The sequence below is a fragment of the Pseudomonas sp. TUM22785 genome (assembly GCF_028198105.1).
Classification (GTDB): domain Bacteria; phylum Pseudomonadota; class Gammaproteobacteria; order Pseudomonadales; family Pseudomonadaceae; genus Metapseudomonas; species Metapseudomonas solani.
The window spans coordinates 2,545,079-2,563,602 of sequence record NZ_CP116239.1; the positions used below are offsets into that span (position 1 = coordinate 2,545,079).

The window sequence follows — 18,524 nt, forward strand, 5'->3', positions numbered from 1 at the left end:
TTGCCGCTTTCGAAACCTTCTACGTGGGCCCCCATGAACGACGTTGAACACAGTTTGAAGAAGCCGCCGCGTGCCGCCAAAGGCACGCGCAATGGCACCCAGGACGAAGTCGTCTACGCACACATCTTCGAAGCCATTCTCGAACAGCGCCTGGCGCCGGCCACCAAGCTGAGCGAAGAAGCCCTGGGTGAGATCTTCGGCGTCAGCCGCACCATCATCCGCCGTGCCCTGTCGCGCCTCGCCCATGAAGGCGTGGTGCTGCTGCGTCCCAACCGTGGCGCCGTCGTGGCCAGCCCCGGTGCCGAGGAAGCGCGGCAGATCTTCTATGCCCGTCGCATGATCGAGCGCGCCATCACCGAACTGGCCTGCGTCAACGCCACCCCCGAACAGATCGCCGGCCTGCGCCAGATGGTCATCGAGGAGCGCGAATGCTTCGCCCGTGGTGACCGCGGCATGGGCATCCGCCTGTCCGGCGAGTTCCATCTGAAACTGGCCGAGGCCGCCGGCAACTTCACCCTGCTGGGCTTCCTGCGCAGCCTGATCTCGCAGACCTCGCTGATCATCGCCCTCTACGAGAGCAACAGCCGCACCCACTGCTCGGACGAGGAACACGACAAGGTCATCGACGCCATCGAATCGCACAACGTCGAGGTCGCGGTCGACCTGATGATGCGCCACATGGACAGCGTCGACGCCAAGCTCAACCTCGAAGGCGAGACCGCTTCCGATGACCTGCACGCGGTGTTCTCGCACCTGCTGCAGAGCAAGAAGAAAAGCACCCGCGCCACCTCGCGCAGCGCCTGAGCCTGGCGCAATGAAGAAGCCCCGCAATGCGGGGCTTTTTTGTGGGCGGGTGGTTTGGGTGAGACGGGTAGGTCGGGTGCAACCCGACGGCCTGGCGCAACGGCCACCGGCTTCTGTGGGAGCGGCTTCAGCCGCGAAAAAAGGGGGCAGGTTGCTGGCTTCATCGCGAATGAATTCGCTCCCGTGGGGCGGGCATGCGTGTGGGCTGGAAGGTCGCTTGGTGGATGAAAAGAGCGCCATCCACCCTACACACCGGTCCGCTCCGTAGGGCGGGTGAAACCCGCGTGGTTCCAAGCAAGAGCCCGGGTTGCACCCGACCTACCACGGCACGGCGCCGTAGGTTGGCGCCGAGCGTAGCGAGGCCCAACGCAGCGATGTTGGCGGCGTTGCAGGTGCTTCCCGTGGGAGCGGCTTCAGCCGCGAAAGATCCGCTGCGTGTGGCCGGATATCCCATCGCGAATGAATTCGCCCACGGGCGGTGCACAAAGAAAAAGCCCCGCAAAGCGGGGCTTCTCGGGAGGGGCGCTGGATCAGTCGCGTTTGTGCACGGAGCGGCCGGCGGCGAAGGTTTCCTTCACGGTGCGGTCATCGCCGAGGATGGTCAGCGCGAAGAGCTTCTCCTCGATGGTCTTGGCTTGCTGCATGCGGTAGGCGATCAGCGGGGTGGCCTGGTAGTCGAGGACCACGAAGTCCGCGTCCTTGCCGCTGGCGAAGTTACCGATCTTGTCGTCCAGGTAAAGCGCGCGGGCGCCGCCCAGGGTGGCCAGGTACAGGGATTTGAACGGGTCGAGCTTCTTGCCCTGCAACTGCATGACCTTGTAGGCCTCGTTCAGCGACTGCAGCTGGGAGAAGCTGGTGCCGGCGCCGACGTCGGTACCCAGGCCCACACGCACGCCGTGCTCTTCCAGCTTTTGCAGGTCGAACAGGCCGCTGCCCAGGAACAGGTTGGAGGTGGGGCAGAAGGCCACGGCCGAGCCGGTTTCCGCCAGGCGCTTGCACTCGTCGTCGCAGACGTGGACGCCGTGGGCGAAGACCGCGCGCGGGCCGATCAGCTTGTAGTGGTCGTATACGTCCAGGTAGCCCTTGCGCTCCGGGAACAGCGACTTCACCCATTCGATCTCAGCCTTGTTCTCGGAGAGGTGGGTGTGCATGTACAGATCCGGGAACTCGCCGAACAGCTTGCCGGCCAGGGTCAGTTGCTCCGGGGTGCTGGTGGGGGCGAAGCGCGGGGTCACCGCGTAGTGCAGGCGGCCCTTGCCGTGCCAGCGCTCGATCAGCTCCTTGCTGTCGGCGTAGCCGCTTTCCGGGGTGTCGGTCAGGTAGTCGGGGGCGTTGCGATCCATCAGCACCTTGCCGGCGATCATGCGCAGGTCCAGGGCTTCGGCGGCTTCGAAGAAGGCGTCGACCGACTGCTTGTGCACGGTGCCGAACACCAGCGCCGTGGTGGTGCCGCTGCGCAGCAGTTCCTTGAGGAAGATGGCTGCTACGTCCGCCGCGTGGGCCTTGTCGGCGAAGGCTTTCTCGGTGGGGAAGGTGTAGGTGTTCAGCCAGTCCAGCAGCTGTTCGCCGTAGGAGGCGATCATGCCGGTCTGCGGGTAATGGATGTGGGTGTCGATGAAGCCGGGGGTGATCAGGGCGTCGCGGTATTCGCGCACGTCCACGCCCTTGAGACCGGGCAGCAGGTCGGCGGCATTGCCGACGCGGGCGACCTTGCCGTCCTCGATCACCAGCACGCCGTCCTCGAAGTATTCGTAGGACTGCTCGATGCCCACCTCGGCGGGGTCGGCGATGCTGTGCAGGATGGCGGCGCGATAGGCTTTTACAGGGCTGGTCATGTTGAATCTCGTTCTTTCGTGATCTTGATGCCCCGTGTCGGGGCTCCGCGCAGGCGAGCGCCGAGCTGAAGCAGCTCGGCGTCCTTCTGCATGAATCGGGGTGTCAGGCCTGTTCGCGGCGGGAAGAGGGCACCAGTTTGGCGACTGTTTCCCTTTTCTTCACGTCCTGGCCTTCTTCCTTCTGACCGAAGGTGGCGTTGTAGGTGGCGATGATCTCGCCGGCGATGGAGATGGCGATCTCGGCGGGCAGCTTGCCCTTCACCTCGGCGATGCCCATGGGGCAGCGCATGCGTTGCACGGTTTCGGTGGCGAAGCCGCGATCGCGCAGGCGGTGTTCGAACTTCACGCGTTTGGTCTTCGAGCCGATCAGGCCGTAGTAGGCGAAATCGTTGCGCTTGAGGATCTCTGCGGTGAGCTCCAGGTCGAGCTGGTGGTTATGGGTCATGACGATGAAGTAACTGCCGACGGGCATGCGCTCGACTTCATCGACCACTTCATCATTCACCACCTTCTCGACGCCGGCCGGGATGAAGGCCGGGAATTCGTTCTCCCGCGAGTCGATCCAGCGCACCTTGCAGGGCAGGCTGGCGAGCAGCGGAACCAGGGCACGGCCGACGTGGCCGGCGCCGAACAGGGCGATGTGCGCCTGGGGCTGGCCCATGGGTTCGAACAGCAGCACCGTGGCACCGCCACAGCACTGGCCGAGGCTGGCGCCCAGGCTGAAGCGTTCCAGGCGGGTGTCCTGGGTGCGGGTGCGGAGCATTTCCCGGGCGATTTCCATCGCCTTGAACTCCAGGTGGCCGCCACCGATGGTTTCGTAGATGCGGTCATCGCTGACCACCATCTTCGAGCCGGAATTGCGCGGGGTGGAGCCGCGCTCTTCGATGATGGTCACCAGCACGCAGGCTTCGCTGCGTTGCTGGAGTTCGGCCAGGGCGCTGATCCAGCTCATTTGCTCAACCTCCAGGTGCGCAGGGGTTTGGCGGAGCGCGAGAGGCGCCAGACATCCTGTTCCGGGCGACGCAAGGCTTCGGTCGGCAGGACGGGAGCGGCCTGCTGTTCCGGGGTTTCGCGGCTGAAGGCGGGTTGGCTGTTCATCTCGGCTCCCGGCCCGCCGTCAGGCGGGCTCTACCTGGCTGGCAGCGGGCTTGCTGGCCGCCTGCTGCAGCTTCTTCATCTGCTCCACGCCCCAGAGCACGCGCTCCGGAGTGGCCGGTGCATCGATGTTCGGTTGCGCCTTGTAGTCCGCCAGGCTGGCCACGGCGTCCTTGAGTGCGCACCACACGGCGATGCCGAGCATGAAGGGCGGCTCGCCCACGGCCTTGGAGTGGAACACCGTCTGCTCGGGGTTCTTGCGGTTCTCCACCAGCTTCACCCGCAGGTCGATGGGCATGTCGGCGATGGCGGGGATCTTGTAGCTCGCCGGGCCGCTGGTCATCAGCTTGCCCTTGGCGTTCCACACCAGCTCTTCCATGGTCAGCCAGCCCATGCCCTGGACGAACGCGCCTTCCACCTGGCCGATGTCGATGGCCGGGTTAAGCGAGTCGCCCACGTCATGCAGGATGTCGGTGCGCAGCATCTTGTACTCGCCGGTCAGGGTGTCTACCAGCACTTCCGCGCAGGCAGCGCCATAGGCGAAGTAGTAGAAGGGGCGGCCGGCGGCCTTGTCGCGGTCGTAGAAGATCTTCGGTGTGCGGTAGAAACCGGTGCTGGAGAGCGAGATCTGGTTGAAGTAGGCGAGCTGGATCACTTCCTCGAAGGACAGGTAGTGGTCGCGTACGCGCACCTGCTCGTTGCTGAACTCGATGTCTTCGTCGGTCACCTTGAAGTGGATGGCGAGGAAGTCCACCAGGCGCTTCTTGATGGTTTCGGCGGCGTTCTGCGCGGCCTTGCCGTTCAGGTCGGTGCCGCTGGAGGCCGCGGTCGGCGAGGTGTTGGGCACCTTGTCGGTGTTGGTCGCGGTGATCTGGATGCGGCCGATGTCCACCTGGAAGACCTCGGCCACCACCTGGGCGACCTTGGTGTTCAGGCCCTGGCCCATCTCGGTGCCGCCGTGGTTCAGGTGGATCGAACCGTCGGTGTAGATGTGCACGAGCGCGCCGGCCTGGTTGAGGAAGGTGGCGGTGAAGCTGATGCCGAACTTGACCGGAGTCAGCGCCAGGCCCTTCTTCAGCACCGGGCTCTTGGCGTTGAACGCGCGGATCTCTTCGCGGCGCTTGGCGTATTCGCTGCTGGCCTCGAGGTCGGCGGTCATCTCATCCAGCAGGTTGTGCTCGACCGGCTGGTAGTAGTGGGTGACGTTGCGCTCGTCCTTGCCGTAGTAGTTGGTCTTGCGCACCTCCAGCGGGTCCTTGCCCAGGTGGCGCGCGATCACGTCCATGATCTCTTCGATCACCACCATGCCCTGCGGGCCGCCGAAGCCGCGATAGGCGGTGTTCGACGCGGTGTTGGTCTTGCAGCGGTGGCCGTTGATGGTGGCGTGTTCGAGGAAGTAGGCGTTGTCCGAGTGGAACATCGCGCGGTCGACGATGGAGCCGGAGAGGTCCGGCGAGTAGCCGCAGTTGCCCGCCAGTTCCAGTTCGATGCCGGTGAGCAGGCCGTTGTCGTCGAAGCCGATGTCGTACTCGGCGTAGAACGGGTGGCGCTTGCCGGTGATGCTCATGTCTTCGACGCGCGGCAGGCGCATCTTGGTCGGGCGGCCGGTGAGGTGCGCGATCACCGCGCAGAGGCACGCCGGGCCGGCGGCCTGGGTTTCCTTGCCGCCGAAGCCACCGCCCATGCGGCGCATGTCGATGACGATCTTGTGCATGTGCACGCCCAGCACCTCGGCCACCAGCTTCTGCACCTCGGTGGCGTTCTGGGTGGAGGTGTAGACGATCATGCCGCCGTCCTCGGTGGGCATCACCGAGGAGATCTGGGTTTCCAGGTAGAAGTGCTCCTGGCCGCCGATGTGCAGGTTGCCCTGCAGGCGGTTCTTCGCGCTGGCCAGGGCGCTGGCCGAGTCACCGCGCTTGTGCTGGTGGCTGTCGAGGACGAAGTGCTTCTTGCGCAGCGCGTCGACCACGTCGAGCACCGGCTCCAGGTCTTCGTATTCGATGATCGCGGCCATGGCCGCCTTGCGGGCGGTTTCCAGGCTGTCGGCGCCAACGGCGATGACCACCTGGCCGACGTACTCGACCTTGCCGTCCGCCAGCAGCGGGTCGCCGGCCACGACCGGGCCGATGTCCAGCTGGCCGGGAACGTCCTCGGCGGTGATGGCGATGGCCACGCCCGGGAAGGCGTAGCAGGGGGTGGTGTCGATGCGCAGGATGCGGGCATGGGCGCGGTCGCTCATGCGGGCATAGACGTGCAGCTGGTTGGGGAACTCCAGGCGGTCGTCGACGTACACCGCTTCGCCGGAAACGTGCTTGGGCGCGCTCTCGTGCTTGACGCTCTTGCCGACGCCGGTGGTGATGTCGGCGCGGAACAGCGCGGCCAGTTCTTCCTGGGATTTGATCTTGTGGTGGTTAGACATGCTCTGTGCCTCCAACGACTGCTGCGCCCGCGTGAACGGTGACGGGCGCGACGTGCAGATTAAGCCGACGGTACTGCGCTTCCTGGCCAGCAACTGCCGGGTGCGGCGCTTGGTGCGCGACATGCTTGAAATCACACATAGGCAGTCACCCGGGTTTCGACTTCGGGGGCCTGCAGTTCGAGGAAGAATTTGCGCAGCAGGTTCTGTGCGGTCAGCAGGCGGTATTCCTTGCTGGCACGGAAATCCGACAGCGGCGTGAAGTCCTGGGCCAGGGCTTCGCAGGCGCGTTCGATCACGCCCGGGTACCAGGCGGCGCCCACCAGCGCGGCTTCGCAGGCGGCGGCGCGCTTGGGAATGCCGGCCATGCCGCCGAAGGCGATGCGGGCTTCACGCACCACGCCGTTTTCGATCACCAGGTTGAAGGCGGCACAGACGGCGGAAATGTCGTCGTCCAGGCGCTTGGAGACCTTGTAGGCGCGGAACGCCTGGTTGGTGCGGGCACGCGGCACGAGGATCTTTTCGATGAACTCGGCTTCCTGGCGCACCGTCACCTTGTAGTCGAGGAAGTACTCGTCCAGCGGCAGGGTGCGGGTCTGGTTGCCCTTGCGCAGGACGATCTTCGCGCCGAGGGCGATCAGCAGCGGCGGGGCGTCGCCGATGGGAGAAGCGTTGCCGATGTTGCCGCCCAGGGTGCCCTGGTTGCGGATCTGCAGCGAGGCGAAGCGGTGCAGCAGTTCGCCGAAGTCCGGGTATTCGCGGGCCAGGGCGCTGTAGCAGTCGGAGAGCGCGGTGGCGGCGCCGATCTCGATGAAGTCGGTGCCGATTTCGACGCGCTTCATGGCGTCGATGTGGCCGACGTAGATCATCACCGGCAGTTCGCGGTGGAACTGGGTGACTTCCAGGGCCAGGTCGGTGCCACCGGCCAGCAGGCGGGCCTGCGGGTTGGCGGTGTAGAAGTCGGCCAGGTCGGCGACGGTCAGCGGCACCAGGCAGCGCTTGTCACCGCTGTTGAGCTCGGCGGTCTCGCGCGGGGCGATGGCCTGGAGCTGGGCCACGGTCTGGGCCTCGAAGGCGTCGAACTGGTCCGGCTGTTTCTGGCAGCAGGCCTGCTCGGCGGCGTCGATGATGGGGCGGTAGCCGGTGCAGCGGCACAGGTTGCCGGCCAGGGCTTCCAGGGTCTGGGCCTTGTCGTAGCCGTCGCTGTTCTTTTGCAGGGCGAACAGCGACATGACGAAGCCGGGGGTGCAGAAGCCGCACTGGGAACCGTGGCAGTCGACCATGGCTTGCTGCACGGAGTGCAACTGGCCTTTGTGCTTGAGGTCTTCCACGGAAATCAGCTGCTTGCCGTGCAGGGACGAGACGAAGGTCAGGCAGGAGTTGAGGGTGCGATAGCGGATGCGATCCCCCTCCAGCTCGCCGACCACGACCGTGCAGGCGCCGCAGTCGCCCGAGGCACAGCCTTCTTTGGTTCCGGGTTTGGCCAGGTGTTCACGCAAGTAGTTGAGCACGGTGACGTTGGGATCGAGATCGCGCTCGGTGCGCAGCTCCCGATTGACTAAAAACTGGATCAAGGACGACCTCCAGGCACTTTATTGTTTTTACGAGGGCTCGTATGGCCGCGAATTTAGAATCCCCTGACTTTCTGGTCAATAAATATTTGACTCAAAAGTCAGAAAATCTTCATGCCGATGGGCTATGAGGGCGGCGCGCCCGCTCTGGTACGGCAAAGTTGCTTAATCCGTGCCAGTCATCTGCAAGTGTAGAAACGCCGACGCCCCCATGCGGGGGCGTCGGTCGAACGGTGGGGGGGAGGGCGGTCAGGCGGCCTGCTGGGAATCCGTCAGCTGGTGTTCCTCGCCGGCGTAGTAGGCCCGCACGCGGGGGTCCATCACCGCGCGCCAGAGCGGCGGGATCAGCGCCAGGACGATCATCCCCGCGTAGCCGTTGGGCAGTTGCGGGCTGTCGTCGAAGTGACGCAGCACCTGGTAGCGGCGCTTGGCGTAGGCGTGGTGGTCGGAGTGGCGCTGCAGGTGGAAGAGGAACAGGTTGGTGAGCAGGAAGTTGCTGTTCCAGGAATGCGCCGGGCTGGTCCGCTCGTAGCGGCCGTTCTCCAGCTTGCGCCGGTGCAGGCCGTAGTGCTCCACGTAGTTGACGATCTCCAGCAGGGTGAAGGCCATGGCCGACTGGCCGAGGAAGAACAGCACGCCGAGCCAGCCGAACGCCAGGCCGAAACCGACGGTGAAGGCTGCACTGATGGCGTACCACCAGATCAGCTCGTTGCGCCAATGCAGTGCAGGCAAGCCCTTGCGCTTCAGGCGCTCGGACTCCAGGTGCCAGGCATTGAGGAAGTTGTGCTTATAGGCATGGGGCAGGAAGGCATAGAGGCTTTGCCCGTAGCGCGAGGAGGAGGCGTCCTCGGGGGTCGAGACATGGACGTGGTGGCCACGCACATGCTCGACCTTGAAGCCCCCGTAGCAGACGGCTGCCAACAGCAGGCCGCCGGCGTTCTGCTCGATCTTCGGGTCCTTGTGGATCAGCTCGTGGGACACGGTGATGCCGATGGCGCCCATCACGGTGCCCACCGAGAGCAGCCAGCCGAGACGGCCGACCCAGTTCCAGTCCTCGTGGTGGATGAAGACCCAGCCGCTCCAGACCAGCATCCCCAGCAGCAGCGGCACGGTGGCCAGGCTGAGCACCTGGTAGTAGTCCTGGCGCTCCATCTCCGGCACCTGCTCGGCTTCATCCGGGTTGGCCGGGTCGCGGCCGACGATGGCGTCGAGGAGCGGGATCACCCCGAAGACCACGGTGATCACCAGCCAGGGCCACGCATTGGCGTAGCTGCTGTCCAGCGACCAGTAGAAGCTCATGGGGATTCCGGCAACCGGGATCAGCCAGATCCAGTAGCCGACCTTTTTCAGGGCGAGCATCCAGTTGGAAGGCAGGCGTTCGAACATGGGTGTTCTCCGTGTCGAGGTGGATGGGTTCTTGTAAAATTGTCAGACAATCCTGCGCTTCCCAGCCCCACCCGGCGACCGACCTTTAGGTCTGAATGCCCGCTTGTTGTCACCTTTGCCAGGTAACACCCTGTGTTACACTTCGCCCCCTGCAGCGTTCCGCTGCGGGCCGCAATCCCTTGAAGCTGCTGCGTTCCCGGGCCGATATAGCAACGCCGGAGCTATCGCCGAGGGCGCCTTACGGACATTCCCAGCCTCCATGACCGAAGGAAAACCATGACGTTCAAGGCACCGGACAGCCTCGCCGAACAGATCGCCCACCACCTCGCCGAGCGCATCATTCGCGGGGAGATGAAGGAACGCGAGCGCATTCAGGAGCAGAAGGTCACCCAGTCCCTCAACGTCAGCCGCGGTTCCGTGCGCGAGGCGTTGCTGATCCTCGAGCGCCGCCACCTGATCAACATCCTGCCGCGCCGTGGCGCCCAGGTTTCCGAGCTCACCCCCCATCACGTTCAGAGCCTCTATGCGCTGATGATGGAGATGTACATCCTCCTGGCCAACGCCGTGGCCCAGCGCTGGAAAAGCGAAGCGGACCTCGCCCCCTTCCGCGCCATCCAGTTGCGCCTGGAGGAATGCCTGAAGGAGCACGACATCGGCAACTTCGTCGATGCCAGCTTCGACATCATGCGCGCCGCCTTCCCCTTCGCCGACAACCCCTACCTGGAAGAGACGGTGGAGAACCTGCTGCCGGCCATCAGCCGCACCTATCACCTGGCGCTGGAACAGCGCAAAGGCGAGATGGCCCAGTTCATGCTGGCGTTCGCCGAGTTGCTGCAGGCGGTGATCGCCCGTGAGCCGGCACGCATCCGCGACGTGCTGCACGCCTATGGCCAGCACAACTGCCAACTGGTGCTTGCGGCGCTGGCCGGGCGCTGATCGTTCACTGACCGAGGGAGGCAGGGATGCGGCTCAAGTGCATCAAACTGGCGGGGTTCAAATCCTTCGTCGACCCGACCACGGTCAACTTCCCCAGCAACATGGCGGCGGTCGTCGGCCCCAACGGCTGCGGCAAGTCCAACATCATCGACGCCGTGCGCTGGGTGATGGGCGAGAGCTCGGCGAAGAACCTGCGCGGCGAGTCGATGACCGACGTCATCTTCAACGGCTCCAACACCCGCAAGCCGGTGGCCCAGGCCAGCATCGAGCTGATCTTCGACAACTCCGACAACACCCTGGTGGGCGAGTACGCGGCCTTCGCCGAAATCTCCATTCGCCGCCGGGTCAGCCGCGACGGGCAAAACACCTATTTCCTCAACGGCACCAAGTGCCGGCGCCGCGACATCACCGACATCTTCCTCGGCACCGGCCTGGGGCCGCGCAGCTACTCGATCATCGAGCAGGGGATGATCTCCAAGCTGATCGAGGCCAAGCCCGAGGACCTGCGCAACTTCATCGAGGAAGCCGCCGGCATCTCCAAGTACAAGGAGCGCCGCCGCGAGACCGAGAGCCGCATTCGCCGTACCCACGAGAACCTCGCCCGCCTTACCGACCTGCGCGAAGAGCTGGAGCGCCAGCTCGAACGCCTGCACCGCCAGGCCCAGGCCGCCGAGAAGTACCAGGAATACAAGGCCGAGGAGCGCCAACTGCGCGCCCAGCTCGCGGCCCTCAAGTGGCAGGCGCTGAACGAACAGGTCGGCCAGCGTGAAGCGGTGATCGGCAGCCAGGAGGTCAGCTTCGAGGCACTGGTGGCCGAACAGCGCAGCGCCGACGCCAGCATCGAACGCCTGCGCGATGGCCACCACGAGCTGTCTGAGCGCTTCAACCTGGTCCAGGGGCGCTTCTACTCCGTGGGTGGCGACATTGCCCGCGTCGAGCAGAGCATCCAGCACGGCCAGCAGCGCCTGCGCCAGTTGCAGGACGACCTGCGCGACGCCGAGCGCGCCCGCCAGGAAACCGAATCCCACCTCGGCCATGACCGCACCCTGCTGGCCACCCTGGGCGAGGAGCTGGAAATGCTCGCGCCCGAGCAGGAGATCAGCGCCGCCGCCGCCGAGGAAGCCGCCGCCCAGCTGGAAGAGGCCGAGACTGGCATGCATGCCTGGCAGGAGCAGTGGGACGGCTTCAACCAGCGCAGCGCCGAGCCCCGGCGCCAGGCCGAAGTGCAGCAGGCGCGCATCCAGCAGCTGGAGCAGAGCCTCGAACGCCTGCTGGAGCGTGGGCGCCGCCTCAATGACGAGCGCGCCCAGCTCGCGGCTGATCCGGAAGACGCGGCCATTCTCGAGCTGAGCGAGCAGCTCGCCGCCGGTGAATTGCAGCTGGAAGAGCTGCAGGCCGCTGAAGAGGCCCAGGTCGAGCGCCTGGAGCAACTGCGTGAAGAACTGCAGCAGGCGACCCAGGCCCAGCAGCGTGCCCAGGGTGAACTGCAGCGCCTCAACGGGCGCATCGCCTCCCTCGAAGCCCTGCAGCAGGCCGCGCTCGACCCGGGTACCGGCACCGCTGAATGGCTGCGCAACCAGAAGCTCGACCAGCGCCCGCGCCTAGCTGAAAGCATGCGGGTGGAAGCGGGTTGGGAGCTAGCGGTGGAAACCGTGCTCGGCGCCGACCTGCAGGCCGTGCTGCTGGATGATTTCAATGCCCTCGACCTGAGCGGCTTTACCCAGGGCGACCTGCGCCTGGCGGTTGCCGTCAAGGGCGGCGCCCGGGGGCCCGGCAGCCTGCTGGACAAGGTCGAATCCGCCATCGATCTGGCGCCCTGGTTGGCGCAGGTGCGGCCCGTGGACAGCCTCGACCAGGCCCTGGCCGCGCGTTCGACGTTGGCTGCCGACGAGAGCCTGATCAGCCGCGATGGCTACTGGGTCGGGCGCAATTTCCTTCGTGTGCGCCGCGCCAGCGAAGCCGAGAGTGGCGTGCTGGCCCGTGGCCAGGAGCTGGAGCGCCTGCATGCTGAGCATGATGAGCAGCAAGCGGCCCTGGAAACCCTGGAAGAGCGCCTGCAGCACCTGCGTGACAGCCAGCGCCAGCAGGAAGAAAGCCGCGAGCAGCAACGCCGCCGCGCCCAGGATGAATCCCGCCGCCTGGGTGAGCTCAAGGCGCAGCTGTCCGCCCAGCAGGCCAAGGTCGAGCAGCTCACCTTGCGTCGCCGCCGCCTGGAAGCGGAGTTGGCCGAGCTGGACGAACAGCGCGCCATCGAACACGAGCAGCTTGGCGAGTCGCGCCTCGTTCTGCAGGACGCGCTGGATGCGATGGAAACCGACACCGAGCAGCGCGAGAAGCTGCTCGCCGAGCGCGACAGCCTGCGCGAGCGCCTCGACCGCATCCGCCAGGAAGCCCGGCAGCACAAGGACCAGGCCCACCAGCTGGCCGTGCGCGTCGGCTCCCTGCGTGCCCAGCACGACTCTACGCGTCAGGCGCTGGAGCGCCTGAGCCTGCAGTTCGAGCGCCTCGAAGAGCGCCGCGAGCAGCTCAACCTCAATCTGGAGGAGGGCGCCGCACCGCTGGAAGAGCTGCGTATGAAGCTCGAAGAACTGCTGGATCGGCGCATGGGCGTGGAAGAGGAGCTCAAGCTCGCCCGCCTGGCCCTGGAAGATGCCGACCGTGAGCTGCGTGACGCCGAGAAGCGCCGCACCCAGGCCGAGCAGCAAGCGCAACTGTTGCGCGGCCAGCTGGAGCAGCAGCGCATGGACTGGCAGGCCCTGAGCGTCCGCCGCAAGACCCTGCAGGACCAGCTTCACGAAGACGGCTACGACCTCCACGGCGTGCTCGCCACGCTGCCCGGCGAGGCCAGCGAAGCGGCCTGGGAAGAAGAACTCGAACGCCTCGCGGCGCGCATCCAGCGCCTGGGGCCGATCAACCTCGCGGCGATCGACGAATACCAGCAGCAATCCGAGCGCAAACGCTACCTGGACGCCCAGAACGACGACCTGGTGGAAGCGCTGGACACCCTGGAAAACGTCATCCGCAAGATCGACAAGGAGACCCGCAACCGCTTCAAGGAAACCTTCGACCAGATCAACTCGGGCCTGCAGGCACTGTTCCCCAAGGTCTTCGGTGGCGGCCATGCCTACCTGGAGCTGACCGGGGAGGACCTGCTCGACACCGGCGTCGCCATCATGGCGCGGCCGCCAGGCAAGAAGAACAGCACCATCCACCTGCTTTCCGGTGGCGAGAAGGCGCTCACCGCGCTGGCCCTGGTATTCGCCATCTTCCAGCTCAACCCCGCGCCGTTCTGCATGCTCGACGAGGTGGACGCGCCGCTGGACGACGCCAACGTCGGGCGCTATGCCCGCCTGGTGAAGGAGATGTCGGAGAAGGTCCAGTTCATCTATATCACCCACAACAAGATCGCCATGGAAATGGCCGATCAACTGATGGGCGTGACCATGCACGAGCCGGGATGCTCGCGTCTGGTCGCGGTGGATGTCGAGGAGGCTCTTTCCCTCGTAGAGGCCTGACCGGGCGGGGAGAATGCTCACCGCTCCAGGGGCCGTGAAGCCTCTATCAGAGGTTTCTCTGCTGGGCTGGCCGTGCTAGCTTAATGCCCACTTTTGTCGCACGTGGAAAACGCCATTCAGAACATGGAGTTGGGCGCCACGTTTTCAGGGGACCGGATGTCCTTTCTTCACCATCATCAGAATATTTTTTGACCAGGGGACACAGGATTAATGGATATCGGTCTGCGCGAGTGGCTGATCGTCATCGGCATCATCGTAATCGCCGGCATTTTGTTCGATGGCTGGCGCCGCATGAGCGGCGGCAAGGGAAAACTCAAGTTCAAGCTCGATCGCAGCTTCTCCAATCTCCCCGATGACGACGAAGACCCCGGCCTGATGGGGCCCGTCCGCGTCAAGGAACGCCACCAGGAGCCCTCGCTCGACGAGGAAGACCTGCCGCCCATGAGCGCCAAGGAGCTGAACAAGCGCCGCGGCGAACCGCACCAGGGCGACCTCAATCTCGATGAGCCGGTACCGACCCTGCTCAACCCCGTGGACGATGGCACCCCGGCCAAGCCCGCCAAGAACGGCAAGACCCATGCTGCACCGGCCCAGGACCTGCCTCCGGTGGAGGAAGTGCTGGTGATCAACGTGGTGGCGCGCGACGGTGACGGCTTCAAGGGCCCGGCCCTGCTGCAGAACATCCTCGAGAGCGGCCTGCGCTTCGGCGAAATGGACATCTTCCACCGTCACGAGAGCATGGCCGGTAACGGCGAAGTGCTGTTCTCCATGGCCAACGGCGTCAAGCCCGGCACCTTCGACCTGGACGACATCGACCATTTCAGCACCCGTGCGGTTAGCTTCTTCCTCGGCCTGCCGGGCCCGCGTCATCCGAAGCAGGCCTTCGATGTGATGGTCGCCGCGGCGCGCAAGCTGTCCCAGGAACTGAACGGCGAATTGAAGGACGATCAGCGCAGCGTGATGACGGCGCAAACGATCGAACACTATCGGCAGCGCATCGTCGAGTTCGAGCGCCGCAGCCTGACCAAACGCTGAATCACAGGATCCAACGAAAGAGCAGCCCAGGCTGCTCTTTTCGTTTGCACAGAAAAGAGCACGAATCATGACCGACGCCCAGACCGCCGCCCAGCGCATCCACCAATTGCGTGCCGAACTGGATGAGCACAACTACCGCTACTACGTGCTGGACGAGCCCAGCGTCCCCGATGCCGAGTACGACCGCCTGTTCCGAGAGTTGCAGGCCCTGGAGGCCGAGCATCCGGAGCTGGTGACGCCGGAGTCGCCGACCCAGCGCGTGGGCGGCGAGGCCCTGAGTGCCTTCGGCGAAGTGCGCCATGAGGTGCCCATGCTCAGCCTGGGCAACGCCTTCGAGGAGGAAGACCTGCGCGCCTTCGACCGTAGCGTGCAGAGTGGCCTGGGGCTCTCTTCCGGCGACCTGTTCGGTGGCGGCGCCGAGGTGGAGTACAGCTGTGAGCCCAAGCTCGACGGCCTGGCGGTCAGCCTGCTGTACCGCGACGGCCAGCTGGTGCGCGGTGCCACCCGTGGCGACGGCAGCACCGGTGAAGACATCAGCGCCAACGTGCGCACCATCCGCAACGTGCCGCTGAAGCTCAAGGGCGAGGGCTGGCCCGCCGTGCTCGAAGTGCGCGGCGAGGTGTACATGCCCAAGGCCGGCTTCGATGAGTTGAACGCGCGCCAGGCGGAAAGCGGCGGCAAGACCTTCGCCAACCCGCGCAACGCCGCGGCCGGCAGCCTGCGTCAGCTGGACCCGCGCATCACCGCCAGCCGCCCCCTGGAGTTCTGCTGCTACGGCATCGGCCAGGTCAGCGGCGAGCTGCCGGCCACCCAGGTCGGCATGCTGGAGAAGCTCAAGGGCTGGGGCGTGCCCATCAGCCGTGAATTGAAACTGGCCAAGGGCGTCGAAGCCTGCCTGGCCTACTACCACGACATCGGCCAGCGGCGCATGGACCTGGCCTATGACATCGACGGCGTGGTGTTCAAGGTCAACAACATCGAAGACCAGCAGCAGCTGGGTTTCCGTGCGCGCACCCCGCACTGGGCGCTGGCCCACAAGTTCCCCGCCCAGGAGGAGCTCACCGAGCTGCTGGACGTGGAATTCCAGGTCGGCCGTACCGGTGCCGTCACCCCGGTGGCGCGGCTGAAGCCGGTCAAGGTGGCCGGCGTCACCGTGGCCAATGCCACCCTGCACAACATGGACGAGGTCGCGCGCCTGGGCCTGATGATCGGCGACACGGTGATCATCCGCCGGGCCGGCGACGTGATCCCCCAGGTGATGCAGGTGGTCACCGAGCGCCGCCCCGCAGATGCCCGCGAAGTGCATGTCCCCGAGCAGTGCCCGGTGTGCGGCTCGGCTGTCGAGCGTACCCAGCTGGTCAAGCGCGCCAAGGGCAAGGAAACCACCAGCGAAGGCTCGGTCTACCGCTGCGTTGGCCGCCTGGCCTGTGGCGCCCAGCTGAAGCAGGCGATCATCCACTTCGCCTCCCGCCGCGCGCTGGATATCGAAGGCCTGGGTGACAAGATCGTCGAGCAACTGGTGGACACCGGGCTGGTGGCCTCGCCGGCGGACCTGTTCACCCTGACCTACGAACAGGTGGTGGCGCTGGAAGGCTTCGCCGACCTGTCGACCCGCAACCTGCTGGCGGCGATCCAGGACAGCGCCAAGCCGACCCTGGCGCGCTTCATCTATGCGCTGGGCATCCCGGATGTGGGTGAGGAAACCGCCAAGCTGCTGGCCCGGGCCCTCGGCTCCCTGTCACGCATCCGCCAGGCGCTGCCCGAGGTGCTGACCTACCTGCCGGACGTGGGCCTGGAAGTCGCCTTCGAGATCCACAACTTCTTCAGCGATGCCCACAACCTCCAGGTCATCGACGACCTGCTGGCCCGTGGCGTGGTGCTACAGGAGGAGGGCGACCTCAGCCCCGAGTTCGCCGCCTGTGCGACCCTGGCGGGCTTTATCGACAAACTCAACATCCCCTTCATCGCTGCCACCGGTGCAGAGAAGCTGGCAGTGAAGTTCGGCAGCCTGGAAGGCGTGATCAAGGCCGACTGGCTGGACCTGCGCCAGGTTGAACGCCTCAACGAGAAGGCGGCCAAGTCCCTGCGCGACTTCTTCGACCAGCCCGCCAACGCCGAGCGCGCTGCGCTGATCGAAGCGCAGCTGCGCGACTTCGGCATGCACTGGGAGAGCGAGAAGAAGGCCGTCGAAGGCCTGCCCCTGGCCGGGCAGACCTGGGTGCTGACCGGCACCTTGGAAGTGATGAGCCGCGATGTGGCCAAGGAAAAGCTGGAAGCCCTCGGCGCCAAGGTGGCGGGCTCGGTCTCGGCCCGTACCCACTGCGTGGTGGCGGGCCCCGGTGCCGGCTCCAAGCTGGCCAAGGCCACCGAGCTGGGCGTGCGCGTGCTGGACGAGGAGGCCTTCCTGGCCGAATTGAAAGGGATGGGCGTTTCGCTGTGATCCGTCGTGGCCATGCTCAGCGAGCGTGCTCTTGCTGAAAGGCGGCACACATGAAAAGGCCGGGCATTAGCCCGGCCTTTTTTATTGCGTTGTCGCTTACTTGTTCACGGCGTCGCTGAGGCCTTTGGCCGGCACGAATTTGACGACCTTCTTGGCCGCGATGTCGATGCTCTTGCCGGTCTGCGGGTTGCGGCCGGTGCGGGCCGGACGCTCGGTGATCTTCAGCTTGCCGATGCCCGGCAGGGTGATCTCATCACTGTTTTCCAGCGTATCGCTGACGATCTCGCTCAGCTGTTCCAGCACGGCACGTACGGAGGCCTTGGTGGTGTCGGTGGCTTCGGCGATGTCTGCGATCAGTTGGTCTTTGGTGATTGCCATGGTGTAGCTCCAGTGGATGTGGGTTCGGTTCGCGTTCGGGTTGGCGATGCCAGCGCGGGTTCAGACCCGCGCTCGCGCTGAAAGTGCGATGGCGCCAGGTGCCATTGGCGAAGCGGGCGGCACGCTAGCATAAAAGCCAGGGCACTCCCGCCACCAAGTGTTTCTGTTCGTCGCCACGGCCTTTTCGCAGAGGCCCGACAGGCGGTGATGGGCGGTCTACGCTTGCTGTTACATCGCTATGACATCGCGGAGATTCGCCATGCTACGTGCCTTTGCCGACCTGGGGTTTCGCTGGAAGATCGCCCTGCCCATCCTGCTCCTGGTGGTGCTTCTGGTGCTGATGGGCGGCCTGGGCATGCAGGGGGTGTCCCAGGTGGCCGATTCCAGCAAGCAACTGACCAATCGCTACCTGCCCGCCATCAGCCTGCTGCTCAATGCCGACCGCGATCTCTACCAGGCCTTCACGGCCGAGCGCAGCCTGCTGGACGAGGGGGCGGGTACGCATATCGAGCAGCTCAAGGCCGACCATGCGGAGAACCTGCAGCAGGCCTATGACCGCGTGCACAAGTACGCGGAGATGGGCGCGAGTGCTGAGGCGCGGCAGCTGGTGGCCCAGTTCGACAGCGGCTTCCAGCAGTGGAAGGTCACCTCCCTGAAAGTGGTCCAGCTGGCGACTTCCGACCCGGAAGCCGCCAGCGTCCTCAGCTTTGGTGACAGCGAAAGCCAGTTCCAGAACATGCGCGATGCCATCGATAAGCTCGGCGAGCTCGAGGACAACGCAGCCAATGCCGAGGGGCAGCGGGCGATTGCCATCGGCGAGACGCGCAGCTGGCAGCAGGGGGTGATCATCGTCATCGGCCTGGCCATCTGCCTGGTGCTGGTGCTCGGCTTCCCGACCCTGGTCACCCGGCCCCTGCATCGCCTGCTGGAGCGCATCGAGCAGATCGCCGATGGCGACGGTGACCTGCGTGTGCGCCTCGATGTCACCTCGCGGGACGAGCTGGGCAAGCTCAGCCACGCCTTCAACCGCTTCCTCGACAAGCTGCAGCCGCTGATCAAGGAGGTCGGGCGCGTCACCGGCGAGGTTGCCGACTCGGCGCAGAACCTGGCCGG

Annotated in this window: 12 protein-coding genes and 1 pseudogene; 6 read left to right on the forward strand and 7 right to left on the reverse strand. The window is 65.4% G+C overall.

The genetic code is table 11. The features are described 5' to 3' along the window. Positions 1-33 precede the first annotated feature (33 nt). Entirely contained in the window at positions 34-804 is a 771-nt protein-coding gene (locus PI990_RS11855) for a GntR family transcriptional regulator (RefSeq protein WP_031288141.1), read from the forward strand. 530 nt (positions 805-1,334) lie between these two features. Here the strand turns inward: PI990_RS11855 and guaD are convergent. The 6 genes from guaD to PI990_RS11885 all read right to left on the reverse strand — a co-directional run bounded on the left by guaD (position 1,335) and on the right by PI990_RS11885 (position 9,107). Continuing rightward, on the reverse strand, positions 1,335-2,639 hold the full coding sequence (gene guaD, locus PI990_RS11860) for a guanine deaminase (RefSeq protein ID WP_271660713.1): 1,305 nt from the start codon (positions 2,637-2,639) through the stop codon (positions 1,335-1,337). A gap of 103 nt (positions 2,640-2,742) precedes the next feature. After that, the gene (gene xdhC, locus PI990_RS11865) at positions 2,743-3,591 is read right to left on the reverse strand and encodes a xanthine dehydrogenase accessory protein XdhC (RefSeq protein ID WP_271660714.1); all 849 of its coding nucleotides are present in this window, start codon (positions 3,589-3,591) and stop codon (positions 2,743-2,745) included. After that, positions 3,588-3,737, reverse strand: a complete 150-nt coding sequence (locus PI990_RS11870; protein WP_158480976.1) for a hypothetical protein — start codon at positions 3,735-3,737, stop codon at positions 3,588-3,590. Before PI990_RS11870 ends, xdhC begins: the two co-directional genes overlap by 4 nt. A gap of 19 nt (positions 3,738-3,756) precedes the next feature. Further along, a complete protein-coding gene (gene xdhB, locus PI990_RS11875) occupies positions 3,757-6,153 on the reverse strand; it encodes a xanthine dehydrogenase molybdopterin binding subunit (RefSeq protein ID WP_271660715.1) in 2,397 nt (798 codons plus the stop codon). A 131-nt stretch (positions 6,154-6,284) separates the two neighbouring features. Continuing rightward, a complete protein-coding gene (gene xdhA / locus PI990_RS11880) occupies positions 6,285-7,724 on the reverse strand; it encodes a xanthine dehydrogenase small subunit (RefSeq protein WP_271660716.1) in 1,440 nt (479 codons plus the stop codon). A 246-nt stretch (positions 7,725-7,970) separates the two neighbouring features. After that, positions 7,971-9,107, reverse strand: a complete 1,137-nt coding sequence (locus PI990_RS11885) for an alkane 1-monooxygenase (RefSeq protein WP_021222159.1) — start codon at positions 9,105-9,107, stop codon at positions 7,971-7,973. 276 nt (positions 9,108-9,383) lie between these two features. Between PI990_RS11885 and PI990_RS11890 the strand changes: the two genes are divergently transcribed. From PI990_RS11890 to ligA, 4 genes are all read left to right on the forward strand, one after another. Next, positions 9,384-10,043, forward strand: a complete 660-nt coding sequence (locus PI990_RS11890; protein ID WP_021222158.1) for a GntR family transcriptional regulator — start codon at positions 9,384-9,386, stop codon at positions 10,041-10,043. 26 nt (positions 10,044-10,069) lie between these two features. Continuing rightward, a complete protein-coding gene (gene smc, locus PI990_RS11895; RefSeq protein ID WP_271660717.1) occupies positions 10,070-13,558 on the forward strand; it encodes a chromosome segregation protein SMC in 3,489 nt (1,162 codons plus the stop codon). A gap of 210 nt (positions 13,559-13,768) precedes the next feature. After that, entirely contained in the window at positions 13,769-14,593 is an 825-nt protein-coding gene (gene zipA, locus PI990_RS11900; protein ID WP_021222156.1) for a cell division protein ZipA, read from the forward strand. A 67-nt stretch (positions 14,594-14,660) separates the two neighbouring features. Further along, positions 14,661-17,033: an NAD-dependent DNA ligase LigA gene (gene ligA, locus PI990_RS11905; protein WP_271660718.1), complete on the forward strand. Its 2,373-nt coding sequence runs from the start codon at positions 14,661-14,663 to the stop codon at positions 17,031-17,033. A gap of 96 nt (positions 17,034-17,129) precedes the next feature. Here the strand turns inward: ligA and PI990_RS11910 are convergent, their stop codons facing one another. Continuing rightward, the gene (locus PI990_RS11910; protein WP_021222154.1) at positions 17,130-17,411 is read right to left on the reverse strand and encodes an HU family DNA-binding protein; all 282 of its coding nucleotides are present in this window, start codon (positions 17,409-17,411) and stop codon (positions 17,130-17,132) included. 355 nt (positions 17,412-17,766) lie between these two features. On the opposite strand from PI990_RS11910, the pseudogene PI990_RS31550 reads away from it, so the two are divergent. Next, a pseudogene (locus PI990_RS31550) lies at positions 17,767-18,399 on the forward strand (MCP four helix bundle domain-containing protein); the annotation flags it as partial. Positions 18,400-18,524: the final 125 nt, after the last annotated feature.

Excerpts from the sequence above, each read along its gene's own strand:
- PI990_RS11855 (WP_031288141.1), top strand. The coding sequence starts at position 34 with ATGAACGACGTTGAACACAGTTTGAAGAAGCCGCCGCGTGCCGCCAAA.
- guaD (WP_271660713.1), bottom strand. The coding sequence starts at position 2,639 with ATGACCAGCCCTGTAAAAGCCTATCGCGCCGCCATCCTGCACAGCATC.
- xdhC (WP_271660714.1), bottom strand. The coding sequence starts at position 3,591 with ATGAGCTGGATCAGCGCCCTGGCCGAACTCCAGCAACGCAGCGAAGCC.
- PI990_RS11870 (WP_158480976.1), bottom strand. The coding sequence starts at position 3,737 with ATGAACAGCCAACCCGCCTTCAGCCGCGAAACCCCGGAACAGCAGGCC.
- xdhB (WP_271660715.1), bottom strand. The coding sequence starts at position 6,153 with ATGTCTAACCACCACAAGATCAAATCCCAGGAAGAACTGGCCGCGCTG.
- PI990_RS11885 (WP_021222159.1), bottom strand. The coding sequence starts at position 9,107 with ATGTTCGAACGCCTGCCTTCCAACTGGATGCTCGCCCTGAAAAAGGTC.
- PI990_RS11890 (WP_021222158.1), top strand. The coding sequence starts at position 9,384 with ATGACGTTCAAGGCACCGGACAGCCTCGCCGAACAGATCGCCCACCAC.
- smc (WP_271660717.1), top strand. The coding sequence starts at position 10,070 with ATGCGGCTCAAGTGCATCAAACTGGCGGGGTTCAAATCCTTCGTCGAC.
- zipA (WP_021222156.1), top strand. The coding sequence starts at position 13,769 with ATGGATATCGGTCTGCGCGAGTGGCTGATCGTCATCGGCATCATCGTA.
- ligA (WP_271660718.1), top strand. The coding sequence starts at position 14,661 with ATGACCGACGCCCAGACCGCCGCCCAGCGCATCCACCAATTGCGTGCC.
- PI990_RS11910 (WP_021222154.1), bottom strand. The coding sequence starts at position 17,411 with ATGGCAATCACCAAAGACCAACTGATCGCAGACATCGCCGAAGCCACC.